General features: G+C 70.8%; 19 protein-coding genes and 1 pseudogene. 9 read left to right on the top strand and 11 right to left on the bottom strand.

The window, feature by feature from the left end:
* Positions 1-9: 9 nt before the first annotated feature.
* Positions 10-1,125, bottom strand: a complete 1,116-nt coding sequence (locus BT364_RS28830) for an ADP-ribosylglycohydrolase family protein (RefSeq protein ID WP_072488164.1) — start codon at positions 1,123-1,125, stop codon at positions 10-12.
* Between the two features lie 208 nt (positions 1,126-1,333).
* Here BT364_RS28830 and BT364_RS28825 point away from each other — a divergent pair, with 208 nt between their 5' ends.
* Positions 1,334-1,978 (top strand): dihydrofolate reductase family protein, encoded by a 645-nt coding sequence (locus BT364_RS28825; RefSeq protein WP_072488163.1) that lies wholly within the window; start codon positions 1,334-1,336, stop codon positions 1,976-1,978.
* 117 nt (positions 1,979-2,095) lie between these two features.
* Here BT364_RS28825 and BT364_RS28820 read toward each other — a convergent pair whose 3' ends face one another.
* A complete protein-coding gene (locus BT364_RS28820) occupies positions 2,096-4,678 on the bottom strand; it encodes a bifunctional FO biosynthesis protein CofGH (RefSeq protein WP_177328267.1) in 2,583 nt (860 codons plus the stop codon).
* A 110-nt stretch (positions 4,679-4,788) separates the two neighbouring features.
* A complete protein-coding gene (locus BT364_RS28815) occupies positions 4,789-5,094 on the bottom strand; it encodes a DUF6191 domain-containing protein (RefSeq protein WP_143166566.1) in 306 nt (101 codons plus the stop codon).
* Positions 5,095-5,234: 140 nt separating this feature from the next.
* Here BT364_RS28815 and BT364_RS28810 point away from each other — a divergent pair, with 140 nt between their 5' ends.
* From BT364_RS28810 to BT364_RS28800, 3 genes are all read left to right on the top strand, one after another.
* On the top strand, positions 5,235-5,771 hold the full coding sequence (locus BT364_RS28810) for a VOC family protein (RefSeq protein WP_072488160.1): 537 nt from the start codon (positions 5,235-5,237) through the stop codon (positions 5,769-5,771).
* Positions 5,764-6,567, top strand: a complete 804-nt coding sequence (locus tag BT364_RS28805; RefSeq protein WP_072488159.1) for a MerR family transcriptional regulator — start codon at positions 5,764-5,766, stop codon at positions 6,565-6,567. Before BT364_RS28810 ends, BT364_RS28805 begins: the two co-directional genes overlap by 8 nt.
* Positions 6,568-6,884: 317 nt before the next feature.
* Positions 6,885-7,724, top strand: a complete 840-nt coding sequence (locus BT364_RS28800; protein ID WP_177328266.1) for a hypothetical protein — start codon at positions 6,885-6,887, stop codon at positions 7,722-7,724.
* 113 nt (positions 7,725-7,837) lie between these two features.
* On the opposite strand, the gene BT364_RS41795 is transcribed toward BT364_RS28800, so the two are convergent.
* Together BT364_RS41795 and BT364_RS28795 are read right to left on the bottom strand one after the other, a co-directional pair.
* Complete coding sequence (locus BT364_RS41795) at positions 7,838-8,014, bottom strand: hypothetical protein (protein ID WP_177328265.1); 177 nt, start codon at positions 8,012-8,014, stop codon at positions 7,838-7,840.
* A gap of 64 nt (positions 8,015-8,078) precedes the next feature.
* Entirely contained in the window at positions 8,079-8,591 is a 513-nt protein-coding gene (locus BT364_RS28795; RefSeq protein WP_107408328.1) for an ATP-binding protein, read from the bottom strand.
* Positions 8,592-8,725: 134 nt separating this feature from the next.
* Between BT364_RS28795 and BT364_RS28790 the strand changes: the two genes are divergently transcribed.
* From BT364_RS28790 to BT364_RS28775, 4 genes are all read left to right on the top strand, one after another.
* A complete protein-coding gene (locus tag BT364_RS28790; RefSeq protein WP_072488158.1) occupies positions 8,726-9,583 on the top strand; it encodes a helix-turn-helix domain-containing protein in 858 nt (285 codons plus the stop codon).
* A complete protein-coding gene (locus BT364_RS28785) occupies positions 9,580-9,885 on the top strand; it encodes a DUF397 domain-containing protein (protein WP_072488157.1) in 306 nt (101 codons plus the stop codon). Before BT364_RS28790 ends, BT364_RS28785 begins: the two co-directional genes overlap by 4 nt.
* 322 nt (positions 9,886-10,207) lie before the next feature.
* The gene (locus BT364_RS41790; RefSeq protein WP_072488156.1) at positions 10,208-11,119 is read left to right on the top strand and encodes a DNA-binding protein; all 912 of its coding nucleotides are present in this window, start codon (positions 10,208-10,210) and stop codon (positions 11,117-11,119) included.
* A complete protein-coding gene (locus BT364_RS28775) occupies positions 11,116-11,763 on the top strand; it encodes an HAD family hydrolase (protein WP_072488155.1) in 648 nt (215 codons plus the stop codon). Before BT364_RS41790 ends, BT364_RS28775 begins: the two co-directional genes overlap by 4 nt.
* A gap of 46 nt (positions 11,764-11,809) precedes the next feature.
* Here BT364_RS28775 and BT364_RS28770 read toward each other — a convergent pair whose 3' ends face one another.
* The 5 genes from BT364_RS28770 to BT364_RS28750 all read right to left on the bottom strand — a co-directional run bounded on the left by BT364_RS28770 (position 11,810) and on the right by BT364_RS28750 (position 19,854).
* Positions 11,810-12,433 carry a hypothetical protein gene (locus BT364_RS28770; RefSeq protein ID WP_072488154.1) on the bottom strand — a complete coding sequence of 208 codons (624 nt, stop codon included), beginning with the start codon at positions 12,431-12,433 and terminating at the stop codon, positions 11,810-11,812.
* Between the two features lie 308 nt (positions 12,434-12,741).
* Positions 12,742-13,386 carry an RlpA-like double-psi beta-barrel domain-containing protein gene (locus BT364_RS41785; protein ID WP_177328264.1) on the bottom strand — a complete coding sequence of 215 codons (645 nt, stop codon included), beginning with the start codon at positions 13,384-13,386 and terminating at the stop codon, positions 12,742-12,744.
* Between the two features lie 278 nt (positions 13,387-13,664).
* Positions 13,665-17,171 carry a hypothetical protein gene (locus tag BT364_RS41780; RefSeq protein WP_072488152.1) on the bottom strand — a complete coding sequence of 1,169 codons (3,507 nt, stop codon included), beginning with the start codon at positions 17,169-17,171 and terminating at the stop codon, positions 13,665-13,667.
* A gap of 182 nt (positions 17,172-17,353) precedes the next feature.
* Complete coding sequence (locus BT364_RS28755) at positions 17,354-18,835, bottom strand: peptidoglycan D,D-transpeptidase FtsI family protein (RefSeq protein WP_072488151.1); 1,482 nt, start codon at positions 18,833-18,835, stop codon at positions 17,354-17,356.
* 173 nt (positions 18,836-19,008) lie between these two features.
* Positions 19,009-19,854, bottom strand: a complete 846-nt coding sequence (locus tag BT364_RS28750) for an LLM class F420-dependent oxidoreductase (protein WP_072488150.1) — start codon at positions 19,852-19,854, stop codon at positions 19,009-19,011.
* Between the two features lie 240 nt (positions 19,855-20,094).
* Here BT364_RS28750 and BT364_RS43385 point away from each other — a divergent pair.
* A pseudogene (locus BT364_RS43385) lies at positions 20,095-20,469 on the top strand (CehA/McbA family metallohydrolase); the annotation flags it as partial.
* Between the two features lie 25 nt (positions 20,470-20,494).
* Here BT364_RS43385 and BT364_RS28740 read toward each other — a convergent pair.
* Positions 20,495-21,244, bottom strand: a complete 750-nt coding sequence (locus tag BT364_RS28740; protein ID WP_072488149.1) for a hypothetical protein — start codon at positions 21,242-21,244, stop codon at positions 20,495-20,497.
* Positions 21,245-21,317: the final 73 nt, after the last annotated feature.

Raw genomic sequence — 21,317 nt, 5'->3', positions numbered from 1 at the left:
TACCCCGGCTCAGGCGCGCGGGTAGCGGGCCAGCCAGCCCGGTGCGGCGGCGGACGGGCTGTGCAGGGCCGGCCCCTGCGTCATCTCCATGGCGAAGTCGTCCGCCAGCTCCAACACCGTTGCCCTGCCCTCCAGTTCGGTGAGCCAGGCGGGCGGCAGCGCGGTCTCGCCGTGCAGTGCGCCCAGCAGCGCCCCGCACAGCGCCCCGGTGGCCGCGGAGGGCCCGCCGTGGTTGACGGCCAGCCGCAGCCCGTGCCGTATGTCCTCGCCGACCAGCGCGCAGTACACGGCGACGGCGAGGACCTCCTCCGCGGCGTCCGTGGTCCCCAGCGACTCGATCAGGGCGGGCCCCGGGATGCCCTGGCTCACGGTGCCGAGGGCCTGCTTCAGCGCCTCGGTGACCGGTTCGTGCCCCGGGCGCTCGGCGAGCAGGCCCAGCGCGTGCTGTACGGAGCCGTCCAGGGTCTCGCCCCGGGTCAGGCCGTGCACCATGACGGCGAGGGCGCCCGCGGAGAGCAGCGCGGCGGGGTGGCCGTGGGTCTGGGCCGCGCACTCGACGGCGAGCTGGAGGACGAGCTGGGGCTCCCAGCCGACGAGCAGCCCGAACGGCACGGACCGGGTGAGGGCCGCCGAGTCGCACGCCTGGGGGTTCTTGGGCTTGTCGAGGGTGCCCATGGTGGCGTCGCCGAATCCGGTCAGGCATTCCCGGGTCGGGCCCCGGCGGGCGTACAGCCACTCCTGCTGGGCGAGCCAGCCGTTGTCCTCGCGGCGTTCGTCGGGCCCCCAGTCGTGCTGGGTGGCCGCCCACCGCCGATGGGCCCGGTGCACATCGGTGGGCGGGTGCCAGGCCCCGGTGTCGCGGCGGACCTGGGCGCGTATCAGCCCGTCGACGGTGAAGAGGGTGAGCTGGGTGAGGGCGGTGACGGTGCCGCGTCCGCCGTGCACGGGGACCAGGTCGGTCAGGGCGTCGGCGCCGTGGGCCGCCCGGATCTCTTCGAGCGTGAGCCCGTCGACCCCTGCGCCGAGCGTGTCGCCGATGGCCCCGCCCAGCAGTGCGCCGCGCACCCGGCTGCGGAAGTCCTGCTGCTCGGCCCGGCCCCACACAGCCGTGGTCCCTGTGCTCACCGTGCCCCTCCCCCGTCGGTCCGAGATCCGGCCCGCCTGCGACTGCGCAGCACTGTAATCGAACGGGAACCGTCGGTAGAGGCCTCGGAATCGGGTACGCGTGGGTATGTGCGCAGTTGGCCGACAGAAAAATACTGGCGGGTTTCGGCGATGAGTTTGCGGGGCCCTGGGAGTCTCTCCCTGTACTGACAAGCACAGGAGGAAACACGTGACTCAGCTGCTCAGAGTCCAGAACTTCAACGTTTCGAGCGACGGATTCGGCGCCGGCGAGAACCCGAGCCTGGAACGGCCGTTCGGCGACGCCGATCCCGGGGCGTTGTTCTCCTGGGCCGGGGCCACGGCGAGCTGGCCCATGCGTACCGACCCCGGTGGCAGCCGCGGTCTGGACGATTACCTCACGCGGGACTACGCACGCAATATCGGCGCCGAGATCATGGGCCGCGGCAAGTTCGGGCCCCAGCGCGGTCCCTGGGAGAACCTCGACTGGCGCGGCTGGTGGGGCGACGAGCCCCCGTTCCGTACCCCGGTGTTCGTGATGACCCACCACGAGCGCCCTTCGTTCACGCTCTCCGACACCACGTTCCACTTCGTCGACGCCGACCCGGCCACGGTCCTCGAACAGGCGCGGGAAGCGGCGCAGGGCAAGGACGTCCGGCTCGGCGGCGGGGCCACCACCATCCGGGAGTTCCTCGACGCCGACCTCGTCGACACCCTGCATGTGGCGGTCTCTCCGGTGGAGCTGGGCTCCGGGTCACGGCTGTGGAAGTCGCCCGACGAGCTGCTCGACCGTTTCCACCTGGATGTCGTGCCCAGCGCGAGCGGCGTGACGCACCACCTGTTCTGGCGCAAGTAGCCGAGCTGGCGACGACCGCCGCCGCGTGGTCCGGGCCCGGCGTCCGCACGACGGACTCCTGCCCCCGTCCGGCCCGGACACCTCTCCCGGACCGGACGCCCCGCCTCCTGAGCCGCCTCAGTCCGGCAGCACGGGAAGCAGCTCCGGAAGGTGCCCGTCGGACGCCGCCGCCGCCGACACCCGCTCCTGAGGGACCTCCCCGTACAGCGTCGTACGCGGCTTCGCCGGGCGCCCCGCGAGTTCCGCGATGGCGACCAGGTCCTGGACGGAGCGGTACGAGCCATAACCGGAGCCGGCCATCCGGGAGATGGTCTCCTCCATCAGGGTGCCGCCCAGGTCGTTGGCGCCCGAGCGCAGCATTTCGGCCGCGCCCTCCGTGCCGAGCTTGACCCAGCTGGTCTGGATGTTGGTGATGTGCGGGTGGAGCAGCAGCCGGGCCATGGCGGTGACGGCCCGGTTGTCGCGGTCGGTCGGGCCGGGGCGGGCGATGCCCGCGAGGTAGACCGGTGCGTTGGTGTGGATGAACGGCAGTGTCACGAACTCCGTGAAGCCGCCGGTCTCCTGCTGGAGCCGGGCCAGGGTCCGCAGGTGGCCGAGCCAGTGGCGGGGCTGGTCGACGTGCCCGTACATCATCGTCGAGGACGAGCGCAGGCCCACCTCGTGGGCGGTCCTGATGACCTCCAGCCAGGTCGCGGTCGGCAGCTTGCCCTTGGTGAGGACCCAGCGGACCTCGTCGTCCAGGATCTCGGCCGCCGTGCCGGGGATCGAGCCGAGCCCGGCCTCCTTCGCGGCGATCAGCCAGTCGCGGATGGACATGCCGGTGCGGGTGGCTCCGTTGACGACCTCCATCGGCGAGAAGGCGTGCACATGGATGCCGGGGACGCGCTCGCGCACCGCCCGCGCGATGTCGAAGTACGCGGTGCCGGGCAGGTCCGGGTGGATGCCGCCCTGCATGCAGACCTCGACCGCCCCGACGTCCCACGCCTGTGCGGCCCGGTCGGCGACCTGGTCCAGGGAGAGGGTGTACGCGTCGGCGTCGGTGCGCCGCTGGGCGAAGGCGCAGAACCGGCAGCCGGTGTAGCAGACGTTGGTGAAGTTGATGTTCCTGGTGACGATGTACGTGACGTCGTCGCCGACCACGTCGCGGCGCAGGGTGTCCGCGATCCGGCACAGTTCGTCGAGGGCCGGGCCGTCCGCGTGAAGCAGGGCGAGCGCCTGCTCGTCGGTGAGCTTCGTCGGGTCGTCGGCGGCCTGGCTCAGCGCCTGGCGCACATCGGCGTCGATGCGGGACGGGACCATGCCGGGCGCGGCGGCCTCACGGAGCGCCTCCCAGTCCCCGTACACCTCGTCGAAGTCCTCGCGGCGGTCGCCGGTGCGGCCCTCGGTGTCGATGGTGCGGTGCAGGTCGGTGCGGCCGGTGGCGCCGAACTCCTCGTCGGGCTCCTGCCAGGGCAGCCCGGCGGGGACGGCGCCCTCGCGGGCGAGTCCCGTCTCCGGGTCGGCGAGGGCGCGGACGTGCGGGAGGAGCCGGGGGTCGAGCCACGGTTCGCCGCGCCGGATGAACTCCGGGTAGATGGTGAGGCGTTCACGCAGTGCGAACCCCGACTCGGCGGTCCTCGCGGCGAGTTCGTCGATGTGCGGCCAGGGGCGCTCGGGGTTCACATGGTCCGGCGTGAGCGGCGAGACCCCGCCCCAGTCGTCGATCCCGGCGCCGATGAGCAGCGCGTACTCGGCGTCGACGAGGTTCGGCGGGGCCTGGATGCGGGCGGACGGGCCGAGGATGTGCCGGGCCACGGCGATGGCGGCGGCCAGTTCCTCCAGTTCGGCGTCCGGCATGCCGCGCATCGCGGTGTCCGGCTTGGCGCGGAAGTTCTGGACGATGACTTCCTGGATGCCGTGGTAGGCGCGGGCGGTCCTGCGCAGCTCGAAGAGGGAGTCGGCGCGCTCCTCGTAGGACTCGCCGATGCCGATCAGGATGCCGGTGGTGAACGGGACGTTGGAGCGCCCCGCGTCCTCCAGCACCCGCAGCCGCACGGCCGGCTCCTTGTCCGGGGAGCCGTGGTGCGGGCCGCCGGGCTCGGACCACAGACGGGTGGCCGTCGTCTCCAGCATCATGCCCATGGACGGCGCGACGGGCTTGAGCCGCTGAAGGTCGGTCCAGCTCAGCACGCCCGGGTTGAGGTGCGGGAGCAGCCCGGTCTCTTCGAGCACCCGGATCGCCATGGCGCGTACGTAGGCGAGGGTGTCGTCGTACCCCTCGGCCTCCAGCCACTCCCGCGCCTCGGGCCACCGGTCCTCGGGCCGGTCCCCGAGCGTGAACAGTGCTTCCTTGCATCCCATGGCCGCGCCCTCGCGGGCGATGTCCAGCACCTCGTCGGGCGAGAGGAACATCCCGTGCCCCGCGCTCCGCAGCTTGCCGGGCACGGTGACGAAGGTGCAGTAGTGGCACTTGTCGCGGCAGAGCCGGGTCAGCGGAATGAAGACCTTGCGGGAGTACGTGATCACCCCCGGGCGCCCCGCGGCTTCCAGACCGGCGTCCCGCACCCGGGCCGCCGAGGCGGCGAGGTCGGTCAGGTCCTCCCCCCTCGCCTGGAGCAGAACGGCGGCCTCGGCCACATCGAGAGCGACACCGTCACGGGCCCGCTTGAGGGCACGCCGCATGGAATTGGTCGTCGGACGTCCGCGCTGAGGATCGGTCATGAACCCGAGCATACGAGCGAGGCCCGCGCCCCGGACCAGGGCATCTGCCCCCGGAGCTCGGGCAGCTCCGGCGAACTGGCCGAGCCATGTGCCCACCGGGGGCGAGCTGCTCAGGCCGCCGGACCCTCAGCCCGGATCACGGCCGTACCGGCGTCCAGATCGACGCCCATGCGCGGCGGTGCGCCGTCCAGCGTGTCGTCCTTGAGAACCTGCTCCTCCACCCGGTGCTCGATCTGCACGCGTTTGGCCGAGTTCAGGAACGCGTGCAGCTCGTCGGCGACCGAGGCCCCGACGCCGAGCCCCTCGCGCGGAGTGCGGCCGGCCAGGACGCGGCCCAGCCAGGCGGGATGGCCCGTACGGATCACCGCGTAGCGGGCCGACGCCAGCATGAACGGCACCATCACCAGCACAGCCATGACAAGCAGGCTCGACAGCATCAGCATGTATGCCCAACGCCTTTGGCGAGTGGGTGAGTTCCCCTGCGCCGCCCCGTCCGCGCGGGCACTTCGGACTTCGGCTTGACCCTCACGTTGCGTGAGGCCGGAGGGTGGCGTGCATGAGCGACCACTTCAACGCGTTCGAGATGAGTCCCGTGCCCACCCCCGGCCCGGATGCGGTTCCGCCGGAGCTGTTCCGTGGCATCTATGGAATGCCCGCGTTCGCGACGATCCCCACGACCGATCTGGCGGCGTCGGTGGACTTCTGGATTCGTGGGCTCGGGTTCTTCGAGCTGTTCAGCATCCCCGGCACGCTCGTGCATCTGCGCCGGTGGGCGTTCCAGGACGTACTCCTTCTCCAGGCGGCGAGCGTTCCGGAGCAGGCGCCGGCGATGAGCCTCAGTTTCTCGTGCGTGCTCAGCCAGGTCGATTCCCTTGTGGAGGCCTGTCGTGCGCTGCGCCCGGACTCGGTCGACGGTCCACGGGACACTCCCTGGAACACCCGCGATGTGGAGGTGGTCACCCCCGAGAACGCACGGATCGTTCTCACTGCGGCGAAGCCCTTTGATCCGGCCAGTCAGGAGGCGCGGAACCTTGAGGCCATCGGCATCACCCCACCGGGCGCCGGTCGCAGCGACAATCAGGAGCATGCCTGATGCCACTGACGCCGACGGCCTGCCCGTCGGTCAGGTCTCGACGCGCCTGGGCGTGACGGTCCGCGCGCTGCACCACTGGGACGAGATCGGTCTCGCGCGACCGTCGCTGCGCACGGCTGCCGGATACCGGCTCTACACCGCCGGTGACCTGGAACGCCTGCACCGCATCGTCATCTACCGCGAGATCGGTCTCGGCCTGGACAGGATTCGGGCCGTCCTGGACGACTCGGCTACGGACGTACCCGGCGCACTGCGCGCGCAGCGCACCCAGGTCGCGGAACGGATCGACCGCCTCCAGCAGCTCGGCGCCGGACTGGACCGGATGATCGACGCCCACGAGCGCGGCCTGTTGCTGACCGCGGAGCAGCAGGCCGCGATCTTCGGCCCCCAGTGGGACCCGGACGGGCCCGCCCGAGCCCGTCAGCGCTGGGGAGACACGACGCAATGGCGGCAGTACGCCGAACGCTCCGCATCCCGTGGCCCGGAGGAATGGCAGGCCATCGCCGACTCCGTCGCCGCCCTCGACCGCGCCCTCGCCGATGCGATGGACGCCGGCGTCACACCCGGCAGCCCGGAAGCCGGTCAACTCGTCGAACGCCACCGCGAAGTCTTCGCCTCGTACTTTCCCCTCACCAGGCAGATGCAGGTCTGTCTCGGCCGCATGTACGAGGCCGATCCGGCATTCGCCGCCCACTACGACGGCATCCGCGCCGGTCTTGCCACGTGGTTCCGTCGAATCGTCGACGCCGAAGCGCGCGCCCACGGCATCGACCCCGACACCGCGACCTGGGAGTAGAGCGCGGGCCGGAAGCGTCGGTCAGCGGGCTCGCGTGCAGGAGGCTCCTGGCCGGTGACCTCGGTTGCTCCCGGCTGTTCTCGGTCAAGCTGGATGCGCCGGCTCTCGCCCAGTACCGGGCCCGCCGGGCCACAGGCACTCCGGAAACCGTCCCGCATGACCAGGTCCGTGCACGACTCGGCCTCGAACGGGGTTGACACACGCCAGGACTTCCCCGGCCATGCGGTCCGGGGTGGATGCTGCGGCGTGAGCCGTCCGCAGAGCAGGGCTGTGTCGGACTCGGCGCGCTGTGACCGGGGCTTGGTACGTTCGGGCGCATGACGCTGCGTTCGGTGGATCTGCGGAAAGAGCCTGTGGAAGCCGTACTGGACCGTATGGAGCGGTCGCTGGGGGTGCGCCTGGAGCACGAGACTGTGGTGCGCAAGCGTCGGTCTGTGGGGGCGCGCACGGACCGTGGTACGTGGGTGCGTATCGAGCGACGGGGGCTCGACCGGATCGGGGTTCAGGGTGGGGACGGCACCGCGTCCGCGGAGGCCCTGCGCGGGATCGCCAAGCCGGCCTGGTTCGCCGGGGTCGCGTGGCGGGACGAGGCGGAGCCGGTGATGTGGCGGGCGGACGAGACGGAGCTGCTGCCCGGGACGCCGGTGGGCAGCGCCGTGGTGGCGGAGGATCCGCAACTGTCCGAGGAGTGGTGGGCCGCGATGAATGCCTCCCTGGATGCCCTCGCCGCGCAGCACACCAACCGGATCGCGACGCCGGATACCGAGACCCTCACGCAGGAACTGGTCGCAGGAACGATCCACAGCGTCTTCCCCGGCGTCGATACAGTCGTGGTCGAACAGCGTCCGGCCCATGCGGATTTCAACTGGGCGAATATGACGGGGCCGGTGTTCTGCGCGTTCGACTGGGAGGACTGGGGAATGGCCCCGCGCGGCCTGGACGCGGCGAATCTGTGGGGCGCCTCCCTCGCCGTCCCGGCTCTGGCCGACCGCGTCCGCAGCGAGCGGCGTGACGATCTGGATACCCGGGACGGCAGGCTGATGACGCTGTTCGTCGCCGCGAAGATCCTCGGCCCCTACGCCGACCCGGACGACCCCCGTCTGGGGGCCGCCCGGGAGACGGCGGAGCGGGCGGTGGAGGAACTTCGGACGGGCTGACGGCGGGCCTGGAGGAGCTGGCGGTACTCCTGGGCCACCTGGTCGTCGACCTCGTAACCCCACCCGCGACCGGGAACGCCAAGACGGCCGCTGCTGTCCTGCCCAACGAGCCGTCAGCCCCGCTGGGCACGGAATAAGCCAGCAGGATCGTCATCGCCCGCGCTGTTCTGCGAGCTGGTGACGTCGGACCGTTCGGACTCGCTGCGGTCGTGCGCGGTCGCCAGCTCCTCCACAGCGATCAGAAGCGCGGCGTTGGTCCCCGCTCCCTGTGTGGACGCCTTGTCTGCCATCTACGCTCTCCTCTCAGCCGCCCCCGCCCAGCTCCGGGCGAAGGTTCGAGTTAACCCGCGCCCATCAGATGCCAGTAGAGCGGGATTCGGACAAATACACGGAGCACACACCCTCGTTTGCTGGTGGCACCATGCCTCCGGCCTGGGTGGCGCAGCGGTCCTGCGGGCACGACAGCTCCGCCCAGACCGTCTTGCCGACGACCCGGTCCTTCACGCCCCACGACGTCGCCAGCGCCCCGACCAGGTGCAGGCCGAACCCCGATTCCGCGCCGGGGCGGGAGGGCCTCACCTCCGGCTCCCGTTCCCCTCTCGCGTCCGACACCTCGATACGGAGGGTGCCCGCGAGAGCGACGAGCCTCAGCTCGAAGTCCCGCCCCGGCACGAGCCCGTGCAGCACCGCGTTGGCCGCAAGCTCGGACACGATCAACGCGACGTCCCCGGAGAGCTCGCTCCCGTACGGGACGCCCCACGCGTCGAGTTGGTGCACAGCAAGCCGACGGGCGAGCCGCGCGCCCCGACGGGTGGCGCTGAAGCGTTGGACGAACTCGGCGCCCACAAGGGTGATTTCGGCGTTCATGTGACTCAGCGTGTGCACTGACTCGTACTCTGACCAGTAACGACATCACGACTCCCCGTATCCGTACGGGCTCTCCCGGCCCGAGGTACGGGGCGTCGGCCGTGACCGGGTGGACAGAGAGCGGTGCGGGACACATGGAGAAGGAAGTGCGGCCCGAGCGGCCGGCCGAATCGGACGGAACGGCGCACCTCTTCAGGGCGCTCGGTAAAATGATCAAGGTGCTGCGCGAGCGCGCGGGCATGAGCCAGAAGGAATTGGGCCTCGCGACACACTGCGGGGAGGACCTGATCTCGGCGATGGAGCGAGGGGTACGGACGCCTCAGCCGGAGTTTCTCGAACTCGCGGATGACGTGCTCAGTGCGGGTGGCCTGCTTCGGGCGACGATCGGGGAGGTGCGGGAGGCGCTGGCGAAGGCGCGTACGCGGCATCCGGAGTGGTATCGCGGCTACGCGAACCTGGAAGCCGCCGCGTCACAGCTCTACGACTACAACAACCAGGCCGTGCCCGGGCTGCTCCAGACCGAGGCGTACGCCCGGGCGATCTTCACCCAGCGACGCCCGCTGCTCAGCGAGGAGACCATCGAGAAGCGCGTGGCCGACCGGATGGACCGGCAGCGGGTCTTCGAGCGCTGGCCTCTTCCAACGTTCCACTTCATCCTGGACGAGAGCGTGCTGATGCGCCCCATCGGGGGCCGGGATGTGCATCGGGAGCAGTTGCAGACGCTCCTGCGCATCGGCCGTCTCAGGACGGTGCAGCTCCAGATGGTGCCGCTCGACCGCACCGAACAGCCCAGTCTCGACGGCCCGTTCACCATGATCACACCCAAAGGGAAGCAGCAGCTCGCCTACCTGGAGATTCACGGGTATCCGAGGCTCATCACCGAGCCGGAAGAAGTCCGGGTGCTGGCCATCCGCTATGGAATTATGCAGTCGGTGGCTCTCACTCCGGGGGAGTCCTTGGCCGCGATCGAAAAGATGCTGGGAGAGCGATGAGCATCGGGCAACTGAACTGGTTCAAGAGCAGCTACAGCAGTGGCGAGGGCGGCAACTGCATCGAGGTCGCCTACGAGTGGCGCAAGAGCAGTTACAGCAGCGGCGAGGGTGGCGAGTGCATCGAGGTCGCTGCCCACTGGCGCAAGTCCAGCCGCAGCAGCGGCGGAGGCGGCAACTGCATCGAGGTCGCGAGTTGCGCCGTCGCCGTCCACGTCCGTGACTCCAAGAACGTCCAGGGGCCCCAACTCGACGTCGCCCCCGGCGCCTGGGCGGCGTTCGTCTCGTACGCGCAGCAAGGCTGAGGCCCTGGTGCGGCGGGCGTCCGCCGGGTCGTGACAGCCGCGACCCGGTGGACCGCGACGCGGCTGGCCGGGACGTGGTGGGCAGCGACGTAAAAGCTTTTAAGTCTTTGTCTTGAGGACGTGCGAAAAACCGAACCCGACCCGTCTCTGTAACCTGCGGGTACCTGTCACTCGCACGGGTGACATCGGCCAACTCAGCTGGATTTCGGGGCAGCTTGCGGGCATATGCTCACGCCAACACAGCCCCAACGCATGTCGGCCCCCGGCCGGGAGTGAAGATCCCGAACGAGGGCCTGACCACCAAGGAAGAAGCACCTTCCCGATGGATACACAGCAGGTTAGCGTGCCCGCACGCTCCGCGCCCTCCGTTCGCGAGGGCGGCTCGCCGGTGTCCGGCGTCCTCCACGTCAACACCCGCCAGACCAGCCGGTTCACGATCATCGGCAACCACCTCGCCCAGCACCGCGAACTGTCCCTGCTGGCGATCGGACTGTCCACGTACATCCAGTCACTGCCCAGCGGCGCCCGCATCGGCATCAAGAAGCTCGCCGAACGCTTCCCCGACAGCGAGGCCCGTATCGCCGCCGCGTTACGCGAACTGGAGGCCCACGGCTACCTGAGCCGTACCCGCGAGCGGCTGCCCAACGGCCGGGTCGTCACGCGTACTTGCTCCTACAATCAGCCGACCGGCACCGCGCAACGCCACCCGGCCCCGGCCCCGCCCCCGGCACCCAAGCCACGCCGCCAGGCACCCGCACCCGCCCCCGTGGCCGCAACGCCCGCACCCCCGCCCCCACCGACGCCCACACCCCCACCCCCACCCCCGCCGCTCCCCCAGCCCCGCAACCCGCTCCCCCAGTACCTCCGCGCCGCCACCGCGCTGCTCACCGATCTCCACCGGCACACGGCCGAGATCACCCTCACGGAGAAGGACGTCGTCCTCCTCGCCCCCGCCGCCGCCACCTGGTTCGAGCGCGGCGCCACGCCCGCCGCCCTCCGGCACGCTCTCACCCACGATCTGCCCCAGCCCCTCAAGCGCCCCGCCAAGCTGCTCCGGTACCGGCTCACCGCTCTCCTCCCGCCCCCGCCGACCCCGGATCACCCCACGGTCCTGCTCCAGAACTGCGACCGCTGCGACCGGGCCTTCCGCTCCCCCACCCCGGGCGACTGTCGCGACTGCCGAGAAGAATCGGCCGACGATCCGCACGCCCCGTTCCCTATCCTGAGCGGATGATCACTGCTCCTGAACTCGTCATATTCGACTGCGACGGCGTACTCGTCGACAGCGAGCGCATCGCCGTACGCATCCAGGTCCAGGTGGGCGCCGAGCTCGGGTGGCCGCTGACGGCGGAGGAGGTCGTCGAGAAGTTCGTGGGGCGGTCGAACAAGTCCATCGGCGAGCTGGTCGATGCCCGGCTGCCCGGCGCTTCCGCCGCCTGGCAGCAGCGCTTCGAGGACCTCCACCGCGACGCGGTCGAGACCGAACTCGTCGCGGTGGACGGGATCCACGAAGCGCTGGCCGCCCTCACGCTCCCCGCCTGCGTGGCGTCCAGCGGCAGCCACGACAAGATGCGCCACACCCTGGGCCACACCGGGCTCTACGCGCACTTCGAGGGACGCATCTTCAGCGCCACCGAGGTCGCACGCGGAAAGCCCGCCCCCGATCTCTTTCTTCACGCGGCCCGGCGGATGGGGGTCGACCCCGCCGCCTGTGCGGTCGTCGAGGACAGCAAGTACGGTGTGCAGGCCGCCCGTTCGGCCGGGATGCGGGCATTCGGCTTCGCGGGCGGGCTGACTCCGGCGCACTGGCTGGAAGGCCCGGACACCGTGGTCTTCGACGACATGCGCAAGCTGCCGTCGCTGCTGTCCGGGAGCTGAGAGTTCCCGGCCCGCCGCTTCCCGTGTCTCGCGGTGCTCCGGGCCGTCACCACTCCTCGTCGTGGCCGATCACCCGGAAGCTGCCCACGACGCCGTTGTCGATGAACCCGCCGCCTCGAACGGTAGGGGTCACGACACCGTAGGTGCTGCCGTAGGGGCCGACCGTGGCGACCGGAGAACCGCCGTCACAGGCGAACCCCCGAAAGACCTCGACCGCATGCCGGCTGTCGTTGTAGATGCTGAAGCTGCTCGATCCCAGCCCGCTGGCCGCAGGGACGCAGCCTCCCGGATAGGCGGAGTACTCCCGTTCGTTGAAGTAGATCCTCTCCTCCTTCTTCCGGTCGTAGCCGCGGTCGCGCCCGCCCCGGTCCGAGCCCTCGTCGTCGCGCCCGCCCCGGCCGCCGTCCTCGTCGTCGCGCCCGCCGCGGTCGGAGCCCTCGTCGTCGCCGCCCTTGTCCCCCTTGCTCTCCGTTCCGCTCTCACTGCCGAGGGGGGCCGGTGCGGGGGCGGCCTGCCGGGCGGGCGGGGCGGCCCGGTGGGCGGGCTGCTCGGCCCGCTCGGTGGCCGGTTCGGCCTGGGTGGATCTGTCGGTCGAGGCATAGGTGATGCCGGTGGCAAGGACCGCTGTGCTGACTACGGCGGCGGCCACCGTGAAGGTACGCGAGGGCATGTCACTTCTCTCCGTCTCAGAGACGTCGGCCGGACGGCCGACCTGCGGCGAACGTACCGACGGGCCCCATACCTGTCATTTCGGGCAAGTCCAGGGCGTGACGCCACAGGTCCGGTCGGGTACAAAGAAGCCATTCCGTGCATATCCATACCGATGCCGCTGTGCCGCTGATTGCTTCCCCGGCGGCGCGACCGGCCGCGGCGAAGCCCGAGAGCTTCCGGCCACCCCGAAATCCGCACGGCGGGACCCGGCCGACCGGGCCCCGCCGCGTGAGACCTACCGAAAACCTCTACTCAGGAGCGAGCCGACTACTCCACGAAACGCCAGGTGACGTCGATCGTCCCCTGGTCGAGGGAGGCCAGCGCCTCGTATGCGCCTGGCGTCAGATCGAGGCCGTACATGTCCGAAGTACTTGGGCTCGCGTCAAGGACCGTCGCGGTTATGGACTTTCCGTTGTGCGTGACCACGACCTTCCTGCCGCACTGAGGAGACTCGGATGATCCGGATCCGAACATGCGGTGGTCGAGCGCAACAACGAAATCGCTGTCCCTGATGGCTTGGCCGCACGCCCCCGGCACCCCGTTGGCGCTGAAGAAACTCGCTGCTCCGCTGTAGCTCTGCGACGGCTGTTCCGGTGACTCGCCCTGCTCCGGAGGCGGTGTCGTCGTCTGGCCCGGCTCCGGGGGCGGTTCCGTTGTCCTGCTCTGATCCGGGGGCGGCGTCGTGGTGCTGCCCGGCTCCGGAGGTGATGCCGTTGTGCTGCCCGGTTCCGGGGCGAGCGTGGAACGGGGTGACTCGGTCAGGGTGGGGGCGGGTTCCGGTTGCCCTGAAGCGCTCGATGCCGGGACGGGGGTCTCGGTGTCCTCCGAGGCGGAGGCGGTGGCGACGATCACGGCGGCGGAGCCGACGGCCAGCAGTGTGGCCGCCGCGATTTTGGCGATCTTTGCTCTCAACGTGCCCTCTCTGAATGTCACATTCCGGACGACGCGTATGCGAAGCATTCGCGGCGGGGGATGCCATGAACTTTCCTCGCAACCACGCCGCTGCGATCGTCTGCCCACGGGGGCCGACGATCGCAGCGGCCACATGATGACCAATCCCGCTGATGCTCCACTGATGCCCCACTGACGTTCGGCAACAGGCCGCGAACGCCGGGCGCCCGTACGCGCAAGGGCCGGGCGCCGCACCGTCTGGTGCGGGTCGCCCGGCCCTTGCGTTCAGCTCGACTACGTCAGCGGGCAACCGCCTTGGTCGCCTTGCTGGTGGCGGTACCACTGGCGTGGCCGGTGCGGCGGGCGGTCACCTTCACGGTGATCTTCTTGCCGCGCTGGGCGGACTTGAGCGTCAGCGAGGACTTGGTCGCGCCGGAGATCGCCTTGCCGTTCGCGTACCACTGGTAGCCGTACGAGGTCGGGGTGGGCGTCCAGGTGCCGTGGGCGGCCTTGAGGGTGCGGCCCACCTTCGCGGTGCCGGAGATCGTGGGCTGCTTGGTGGCCTTGGGCGCACTGCCCTTGGCGACCCTCACCGAGGCGGGCGTCGCGAAACCGTCGGCGTGACCGGTGCGGTGGGCCGTGACGGTGATGGTGAGGTACTTGCCGAGCAGCGACGCCGGGACGGTGTACGTCGACGCCGTCGCGCCCTTGATGGCCTTGCCGTCGGCCTTCCACTGGTAGCCGTAGGAGGTGGCGACGGGCATCCAACTGCCGTTCGTGGTGGTCAGCTTGGCGCCGACCTTCATGGTGCCGGTGATGTTCGGGGTGGTCGTCACCCTGGGCGCCGCGCCCTTGGCGACCGTGAGCGCCGCCGAGGTGGCCGGGACGTCCGCCGTGCCGGTGCGGCGGGCCGTGACGGTGACGCCGATCTTCTTGCCGAGCAGCGAGACCGGGACGGTGTACGCGGCGGCGGTGGCCCCGGTGATCGGCTGCCCGTCGGCGTTCCACTGGTAGGCGTACGAGGTCGGGGCGGGGGCCCAGGTGCCGGGGGCCGCGGTGAGGCGGTCGCCGACGCGGGCGGTGGTGCCGATGGTCGGCGGTGCGCTGTTGCGGAGCGGGGCCGAGGTGACGGTGAAGTCGCCCCGCGAGTACTCCCCGCCGTTGTGGGTGATGACGCTCGCGCTCCAGGCGCCCTCGGCCGCGCCGGTCAGGTCCAGCTCGGCGGTCAGGGTGCGGCGGTCGGGCGAGACGGAGACCGTGGTCCCGGTGATCTCCCGGCCGGAGTTCCGCAGCACGAGGCGGTGGTCCTTGTGCAGGGCCGTGCCGGTGACCGTGACCGTCGTCCTCGCACCGGAGGCGCCGGTGGCCGGGGTGAGCTTCGTGACGGTCACCCGCTCCATGCCGCAGAGCCCCGGGCAGACCGCCTCGGCCTTGTACGAGGTCCGCGAGGCCTTCTCCGGCAGGGAGAGGACCAGGATGCTCGGAGTGAGCTCCCTGGAGTAGCTCTCGATCACCCTGCACGAGTAGCCGCTGGAGGTGGAGTACGTGCAGCCGTTGTCGAGGCTCGGGTCGTACAGCGCGGGCACCGCCGTATCGGTGGCACCGGTCGTGTCGCTGATGTCCATCGTGAAGCGGTCGCTGTACGCGGTGGGCAGCGCGGCGCAGACGGCGGTGTGCTCCTCGTCGAGGGTGCCGGTGACCGGGCCGTAGCCGTACGCGATGCTCGCGACCTTCTCGCACTCGGCGGCCGGTCCGTCCGGGCCCGCGATGCGCAGGGCGTCGAAGCGGTACGAGTCGGGGGCCTTCAGCGTCGCGGGGACGGTGACCAGGACCTGGTAGTGGGTGGAGCCGGTGACGGCGCACGCCTGGTTCTTGTTGCAGTGCGGGGTGCCGTCGGCGCCGTACACCACCACGTTGGCGGTGCCGAGCGGGTCGCGGACGTCGATGTGCAGGGTGTCCTTGGCGTCGGCGGTGGTGACCTGGCGGCAGCGCAGCTCGCCGGGGGCGCCCATGGTGCCGCCGGCGGAGGGGCCGCCGGGCTTCGTCGCCGGGTTCGCGGTGCAGCCCTTGGCGGTCGCGGTGACGTCGCGGCGGGCCAGGATGTACTCGGCGGGGGTGTCGCGGCCGGTGACCAGCACGGTGTGGGCGACACCCGGGGTCAGCGCGCAGGTCGTCCAGCTGGAGACGGAGGCGCGGGCCGAGCAGATCTGCTTGCCCTGGACGTCCAGGACGGTGAACTGGGCGAGGGCCGTGGTGCCGGGTTCCGCCTGGAGCTGGATGTTCTCCTGGGTGCTGTGGTCGTTCGCCGGAATGCTCAGGCAGCGCGAGAAGACGCCGTCACCGGTGGTGACGCGGGCGGTGGGGCCGGTCGCGGTGAAGTCGCCCGCCGGGAGGGCCGGGCAGTCGGCCGCCGCGTCGGTGCGGTGCAGGACGAGGGTGTACGGGCCGGTCGGCTTCGACTCGCTGTCGGTGGAGACCAGGGCCCGGAACGGGGCCTTGCCGGTGAGTCCGCAGGTCCCGTCGGTGAGGCGGGACGGGTCGCAGCGCTGGATGCCGTCGGCGTCGACGAGGGTCACGTCCGGGTGGGGCGCGGGCCCGTAGAGAGCCTCGAGCACCGCCAGCCGGGCGCCCTCGGGGAGCGGCAGGGACAGGCAGTCGATCTCGCCGCCGACGGTGAACTCGGAGCGGTGCACGCCGAGTTCGACCGGCTCGCAGCCGGTGGTGGCGGAGTGGTCGATGACGAGGGTGGGGGCGTCGGTGAAGACGGTGTAGTCACCGGCGGCGGGGAGGGTGCAGACGTCCCAGGTGGCGCAGGCGGTCTTTCCGTCCCGGTCGTACACGGCGAGCACGGACCGTACGCCGTCGTGGACGGCGTACGCGTCGTAGCGTCCGGCGGCCGGGGCGGTGAAGGTCCGGCATCCGTGGGCCGGATCGGCGGCGGTGGGGCCGGAGTTGTATCCGTTCAGCGCGGGGCGGGTGCAGCCGGCCGGGTCGGAGATTCGGCGGACGGCGAGGGTGTACTCGGCGGGGAAGCCGTGCTCGGCCTCGCTGACCTGCGAGAGGACCCGGTACGGGCCGTCGCCGGGCAGTACGCAGCCCTCGCTGTTGTCCTCGTTGAAGTGCGGGCAGATCCGGGCGCCGGTCTCGTCGGTGATCCACGACAGGCTCTGGCCGTATGCGGACGGCCTGATCTTGTTGGTGATCCGCTCACCCGGCTTGCCCGCGAACGGCTGGCACTGGATGGCCGTCGGCCCGGCCGCCGAGCCGACGACGGGTGCGGTGTCCCAGGACGTGCCGATCTCGGGCGCGCAGCCCTCGGTGGTGGCGAGGGGGACGACGGCGACAGTGGGCCTGCTCGGCTCGGACCAGTCGTTGAACAGCCGGAGCGTGAAGTCGCCCGAGCGGGGCAGTCGGCACCAGCCGGCGCCCCACTCGGGGTCGTAGCAGTCGATCTCCGTCCCGCCGTCGTAGACATGGGTGTACGTGCCGGCGTTGGCGCCGCCGACGAGCACGACCTTGTGCAGCCCGGCGGCCCCGGCCGTGAACGTGAAGCAGGCCGTGCCGTCGCCCGGGATCGTCGGCTTGCCCTCCGCCGGGGCGGCCTCACCGAAGCCGGAGAGCGGCAGGGCGGCACAGTCCTCGTCGGCCGGGGCATCGGCCGCCGTCGCTGCGGGGGCGTACGCCTGCGCGGCGCTCGCGGGTATCAGCAGCGAGAGCAGGACCGACAGCGCGAGCAACAGCGTGGCGTACGCCGCCGATCTGCCTGATCTCCCGGATCTCGCCGCCGTGCGTGGATGGTTGGGCATTCCGCTCCCCCGGACCGGTGAAGTGTGCGCTTCTGCCGGGGGCTTCACGAACGACGCGCAAGCGCGGGAACGCGGGACGGCCCGGGACACAAGCGAGATGTGCGCGACTCGTAAAGATGAGCGCACGTGATCATCGCACACGCGTCCCGGGCCACCCGAGGAATTTCGGTTCCGGTCACGGGCTACTTGCCCAGTACCGCCTTCATCACGCTCTTCGCGATCGGCGCACCCAGCCGGCCACCGGAGATGTCGGACCGGGAGATGTCCATGGCCGTCGGGTCGATGAACACCGCGACCGCCACCGACTTGTCGCCGGACTTGCCGTACGAGACGAACCAGCCGTACGGCACCTCGTCCTTCACGTTGACACCGCGCTGCGCCGTCCCGGTCTTGCCGCCGACCGTGACACCGTCGATGAGGGCGCGCTGGGCGCTGCCCTCCTTGGCCGTGAACTCCATCATTTCCTGGACCTTCTTCGCCGTCTCCTCGGACACGGCCTGGCTCTTGAGCGTCGGCTCATTCTTCTCCAGGACCGACAGGTCGGGGCCGCGCAGCTCGTCCACGATGTACGGCTGCATCAGCTTGCCGTCGTTGGCGAGGGCGGCCGTCACCATCGCCATCTGCATCGGCGTGCTGGTGAGGCTGCCCTGCCCCATGCCCGTCAGCGCGGTCCCGGGCTTGTCCAGTTCCTTCGGGTAGAGGCTCTTGGTGGCGAGCATGTCGCCGAACTCCTCGGAGTAGACATCGGCGTTGAAGCCGAACTTCTCCGCGGTCTCCCGCATCTTCTCGGCACCGACCTTGGACGCCGCGTCGAGGAAGACGTTGTTGCAGGAGTACTGCATCGCGGTCTTCATGGACGCCTTGTTGCACACCGCGTCGCCGGCCTCGCTGCCGATCTTGTTCGTGGAGAGCGGCAGGGGGTACGGGGAGACGGCGTCGGACCGCGCGTCGACATCGGTGACCACGCCGTTCTCCAGGGCCGCGGCCGCCGTGAGGATCTTGAACGTCGAGCCGGGCGGGAAGGTCTCCCGCAGCGGGCGGTTGGCCAGCGGCTTGCTCTTGTCCTTGACGAGCGCCTGGAACTTGTCCCCCTCCTTGAACGAGTTCCCGGCGAAGACGGACGGATCGTACGAGGGGGTGGAGACGAGGGCCAGGACCTTCCCCGTGCTCGGTTCCAGCGCGACGACCGCGCCCCGCGCGCCGAGGTCGGTCAGTCCCTTGTAACCGGCCTTCTGCGCCTTCGGGTCGATCGTGGTGATCACATCGCCGCCGCGCCGCTGCTCGCCGGTGATGATGTCCTTGGCGTGCCGGAACGCGAAGCGGTCGTCCTGGCCGCTGAGGATGCTGTCGTACGTCTTCTCCAGGAGGGACATGCCCTGCGACTGGGAGGCGTATCCGGTGACGGGGGCGTACATCGGGCCCTGCTTGAAGGTCCGCTTGTACTTGAAGTCCGTCCCGTCGACCGCCTTGGAACCGGTGATCGCGTCGCTGCCCACGACGATGTCGCCGCGCGGGGTGGCGAACTGGGTGATCTTCACCCGGCGGTTCTTCTCATGAGTGGCCAGGGGCTCGCTCTGGACGTACTGGAGCCAGTTCGCCCGCAGCAGCAGCGCCATCACCAGCAGCCCGCAGAATATGGCTATGTGCCGCAACGGCCTGTTCATCCTCGATCCACTCCCGTACTCACCCGCATGTGATCCTTAACTGAGGAAGATGCCGACTACGGGCAAATGGTTGCACCCGCAATCAACCGGGCCGTGGCCGGGGTCGTGGCCGTGCCCGTGCCCGTGCCCGTGGCCGTGCCCGTGCCCGTGCCCGTGCCCGCCGGGGCGGTCGTTCAGAGGTACTGCGCATAGCCGTCCAACGCGCGCAGGACCTCCGGTTCGTCCGCCGGGGGCAGCTGCAGCACGACCTCCTCGATGCCCAGGTCCGCGTAGTGCACCAGCTTGCCCGCGCTCGGGAGGACCGCGTACGGGACGACCTGGAGGTGCTTCGGGTCGCGGCCCGCCGCCTCCCAGGCTTCACGGAGCTTCGGTACGGACTCGGTCAGGCCCCGGCCGCCGATGGGGAGCCAGCCGTCGGCGTACTGCGCGATGTGGGCGAACAGCTTGGGGCCCGCCGCGCCGCCGATCAGGGTGCGCGGGCCGTTCACCGGGCCGCGGGGCTCCTGGACCGGCTTCGGGTACGCGTGGCTGGCCCGGACCGAGCCGAACTCTCCTTCGTACGCCGTGGGTTCGTCCGCCCACAGGGCGCGCATCACGGCCATCCGGTCGCGGACGAGGTCGCGGCGGGCCGGCCAGTCCACGCCGTGGTCCGCGGCCTCCTCGACGTTCCAGCCGTAGCCGACGCCCAGGGTGAACCGGCCGCCGGAGAGGTGGTCGAGGGTCGCGGTCTGCTTGGCCAGGCCGATCGGGTCGTGCTGGGCGACGAGCGTGATGCCGGTGCCCAGTGCGAGGCGCTCGGTGACGGCGGCGGCCTGGGCGAGGGCGACGAAGGGGTCGAGGGTGCGGGCGTACTCGGGCGGGAGTTCGCCGCCCATCGGGTAGGGGGTGTCCCTGCTCGTCGGGATGTGGGTGTGCTCGGGCAGGTAGAGCCCGCCGAAGCCGCGCTGTTCGAGCTCGCGGGCGAGCCGCAGCGGCGTGATCGTCTCATCGGTGAGGAAGATCGTTGTGGCGATCCGCATATGAGGACACCTCCGTCGTGATCCGGTGACAGGCCCTGGGGCCCCAACGTATGCCGTGCGGTGCGGAAAGCCGAGCATGCGGGAGGTCAGGGGGACGGGGGAAGCGGGGAGTTGAGGGACCGGCCCGTTCAGGTATCCCGGCGTTCTTCCATGGTTCACCGCCGGCCGTCAGGGTTTCGGGTGCGCGTCGTTCCTTGCCGCACGCGCTGTGCCGCACGCGACACCCGGGGAGCCCTTCGCATGTCCGCATCGCATTCCGCTCACGGCCACCCGATGGCCAGGCGCGGCCTTCTCGTCGGGACGGCCGCCACCGCTCTGACGTTGGGCACTGTGAGCTTCGCCGACGCCACCGCCCCGAACCGGGGCAACGACGGGACGGACCGGACCAGGACCGTGCGCGGCACCCTGCCGGCCGGGTCGCCCGACTTCGTGTACCTGCCGGTCGAAGTACCGTGCGGAGTGCGGGAGATCGCCGTCTCGTACGCGTACGAGAAGACTCCCGTACCGGCCGGGACGCAGAGCAACGCCCTCGACATCGGCATCTTCGACGAGCGCGGCACCGCACTGGGCGGGCACGGGTTCCGGGGGTGGTCCGGCGGGGCGCGCGGCAGCTTCTCCTGGAGGGGTAGCGGCAGGCCGCTCAGGCGCTGGGCAGGGTGCGCAGGCGTATGCCGTGGCGGGCCCGCAGCCGGCCGATCTCCCAGGCCGCGACGGCGGTGGTGGCCAGCGCACCGCCCAGCGACAGCCACAGGGGGCTGTCGTAGCCGTTCTTCACGATGTGGACCGGGAACAGCTCTCCCACGAGCAGCAGCTCCCACGAGAGCACCACGGTCAGCAGCGCGGGCAGCGCCTGATGGATCTCCATGGTGCGGAACATGTAGCGGGCGACGCACGGCACCGACATGCTCACGAATCCGATGGCCCGCAGAAGCAGCGGGAGCCCGGCCAGGAAGGTCAGTCCGCCCACCAGCACGCTTGTGTGGTGGCCGAGCCAGAACGGGCCGATCGCGGTGGCCACGAGCAGCAGCCAGTGGCCCAGGAACATCCCGACCGCGATGGACGGCCCGCGCAGGCGCCCCGTCATCCGCCGCCGGTCCGCGCCGCTCACGAAGGCGAGGAAGGCCGCGACGACCAGGGGCACCGTCACCAGCAGCAGGAAGGGGGCCGCCAGCAGTCTGACCACGCCGGACGCGGCCCAGTTGGCCAGCCAGTCGACGAGCGGGATGTCGCGGGCCCCTACTTGGGGGATCTCCACGAGCATCGCGATCGAGACCCCGAACCAGAACCGGGTCAGCTGGATGCCCTGGATGAGGCGGTCGTCCAGGATCCGTTCCTCCGGCGGCTTCAGGTAGCGCTCGACGATCTCCCGGTCCCGCTCCATCAGCGCCACAGCTGTCCTCCGTCCCCCGCGGAGCCCACTGTCCCCGCGTCCCCCTGTCCCCCGCGCCGCAGGACCTCCGGCG

The sequence above is a fragment of the Streptomyces atratus genome (assembly GCF_900119365.1).
In the GTDB taxonomy this organism is placed as follows: Bacteria; Actinomycetota; Actinomycetes; order Streptomycetales; family Streptomycetaceae; genus Streptomyces; species Streptomyces atratus_B.
This window is presented reverse-complemented; position numbering and strand designations above follow the sequence as displayed.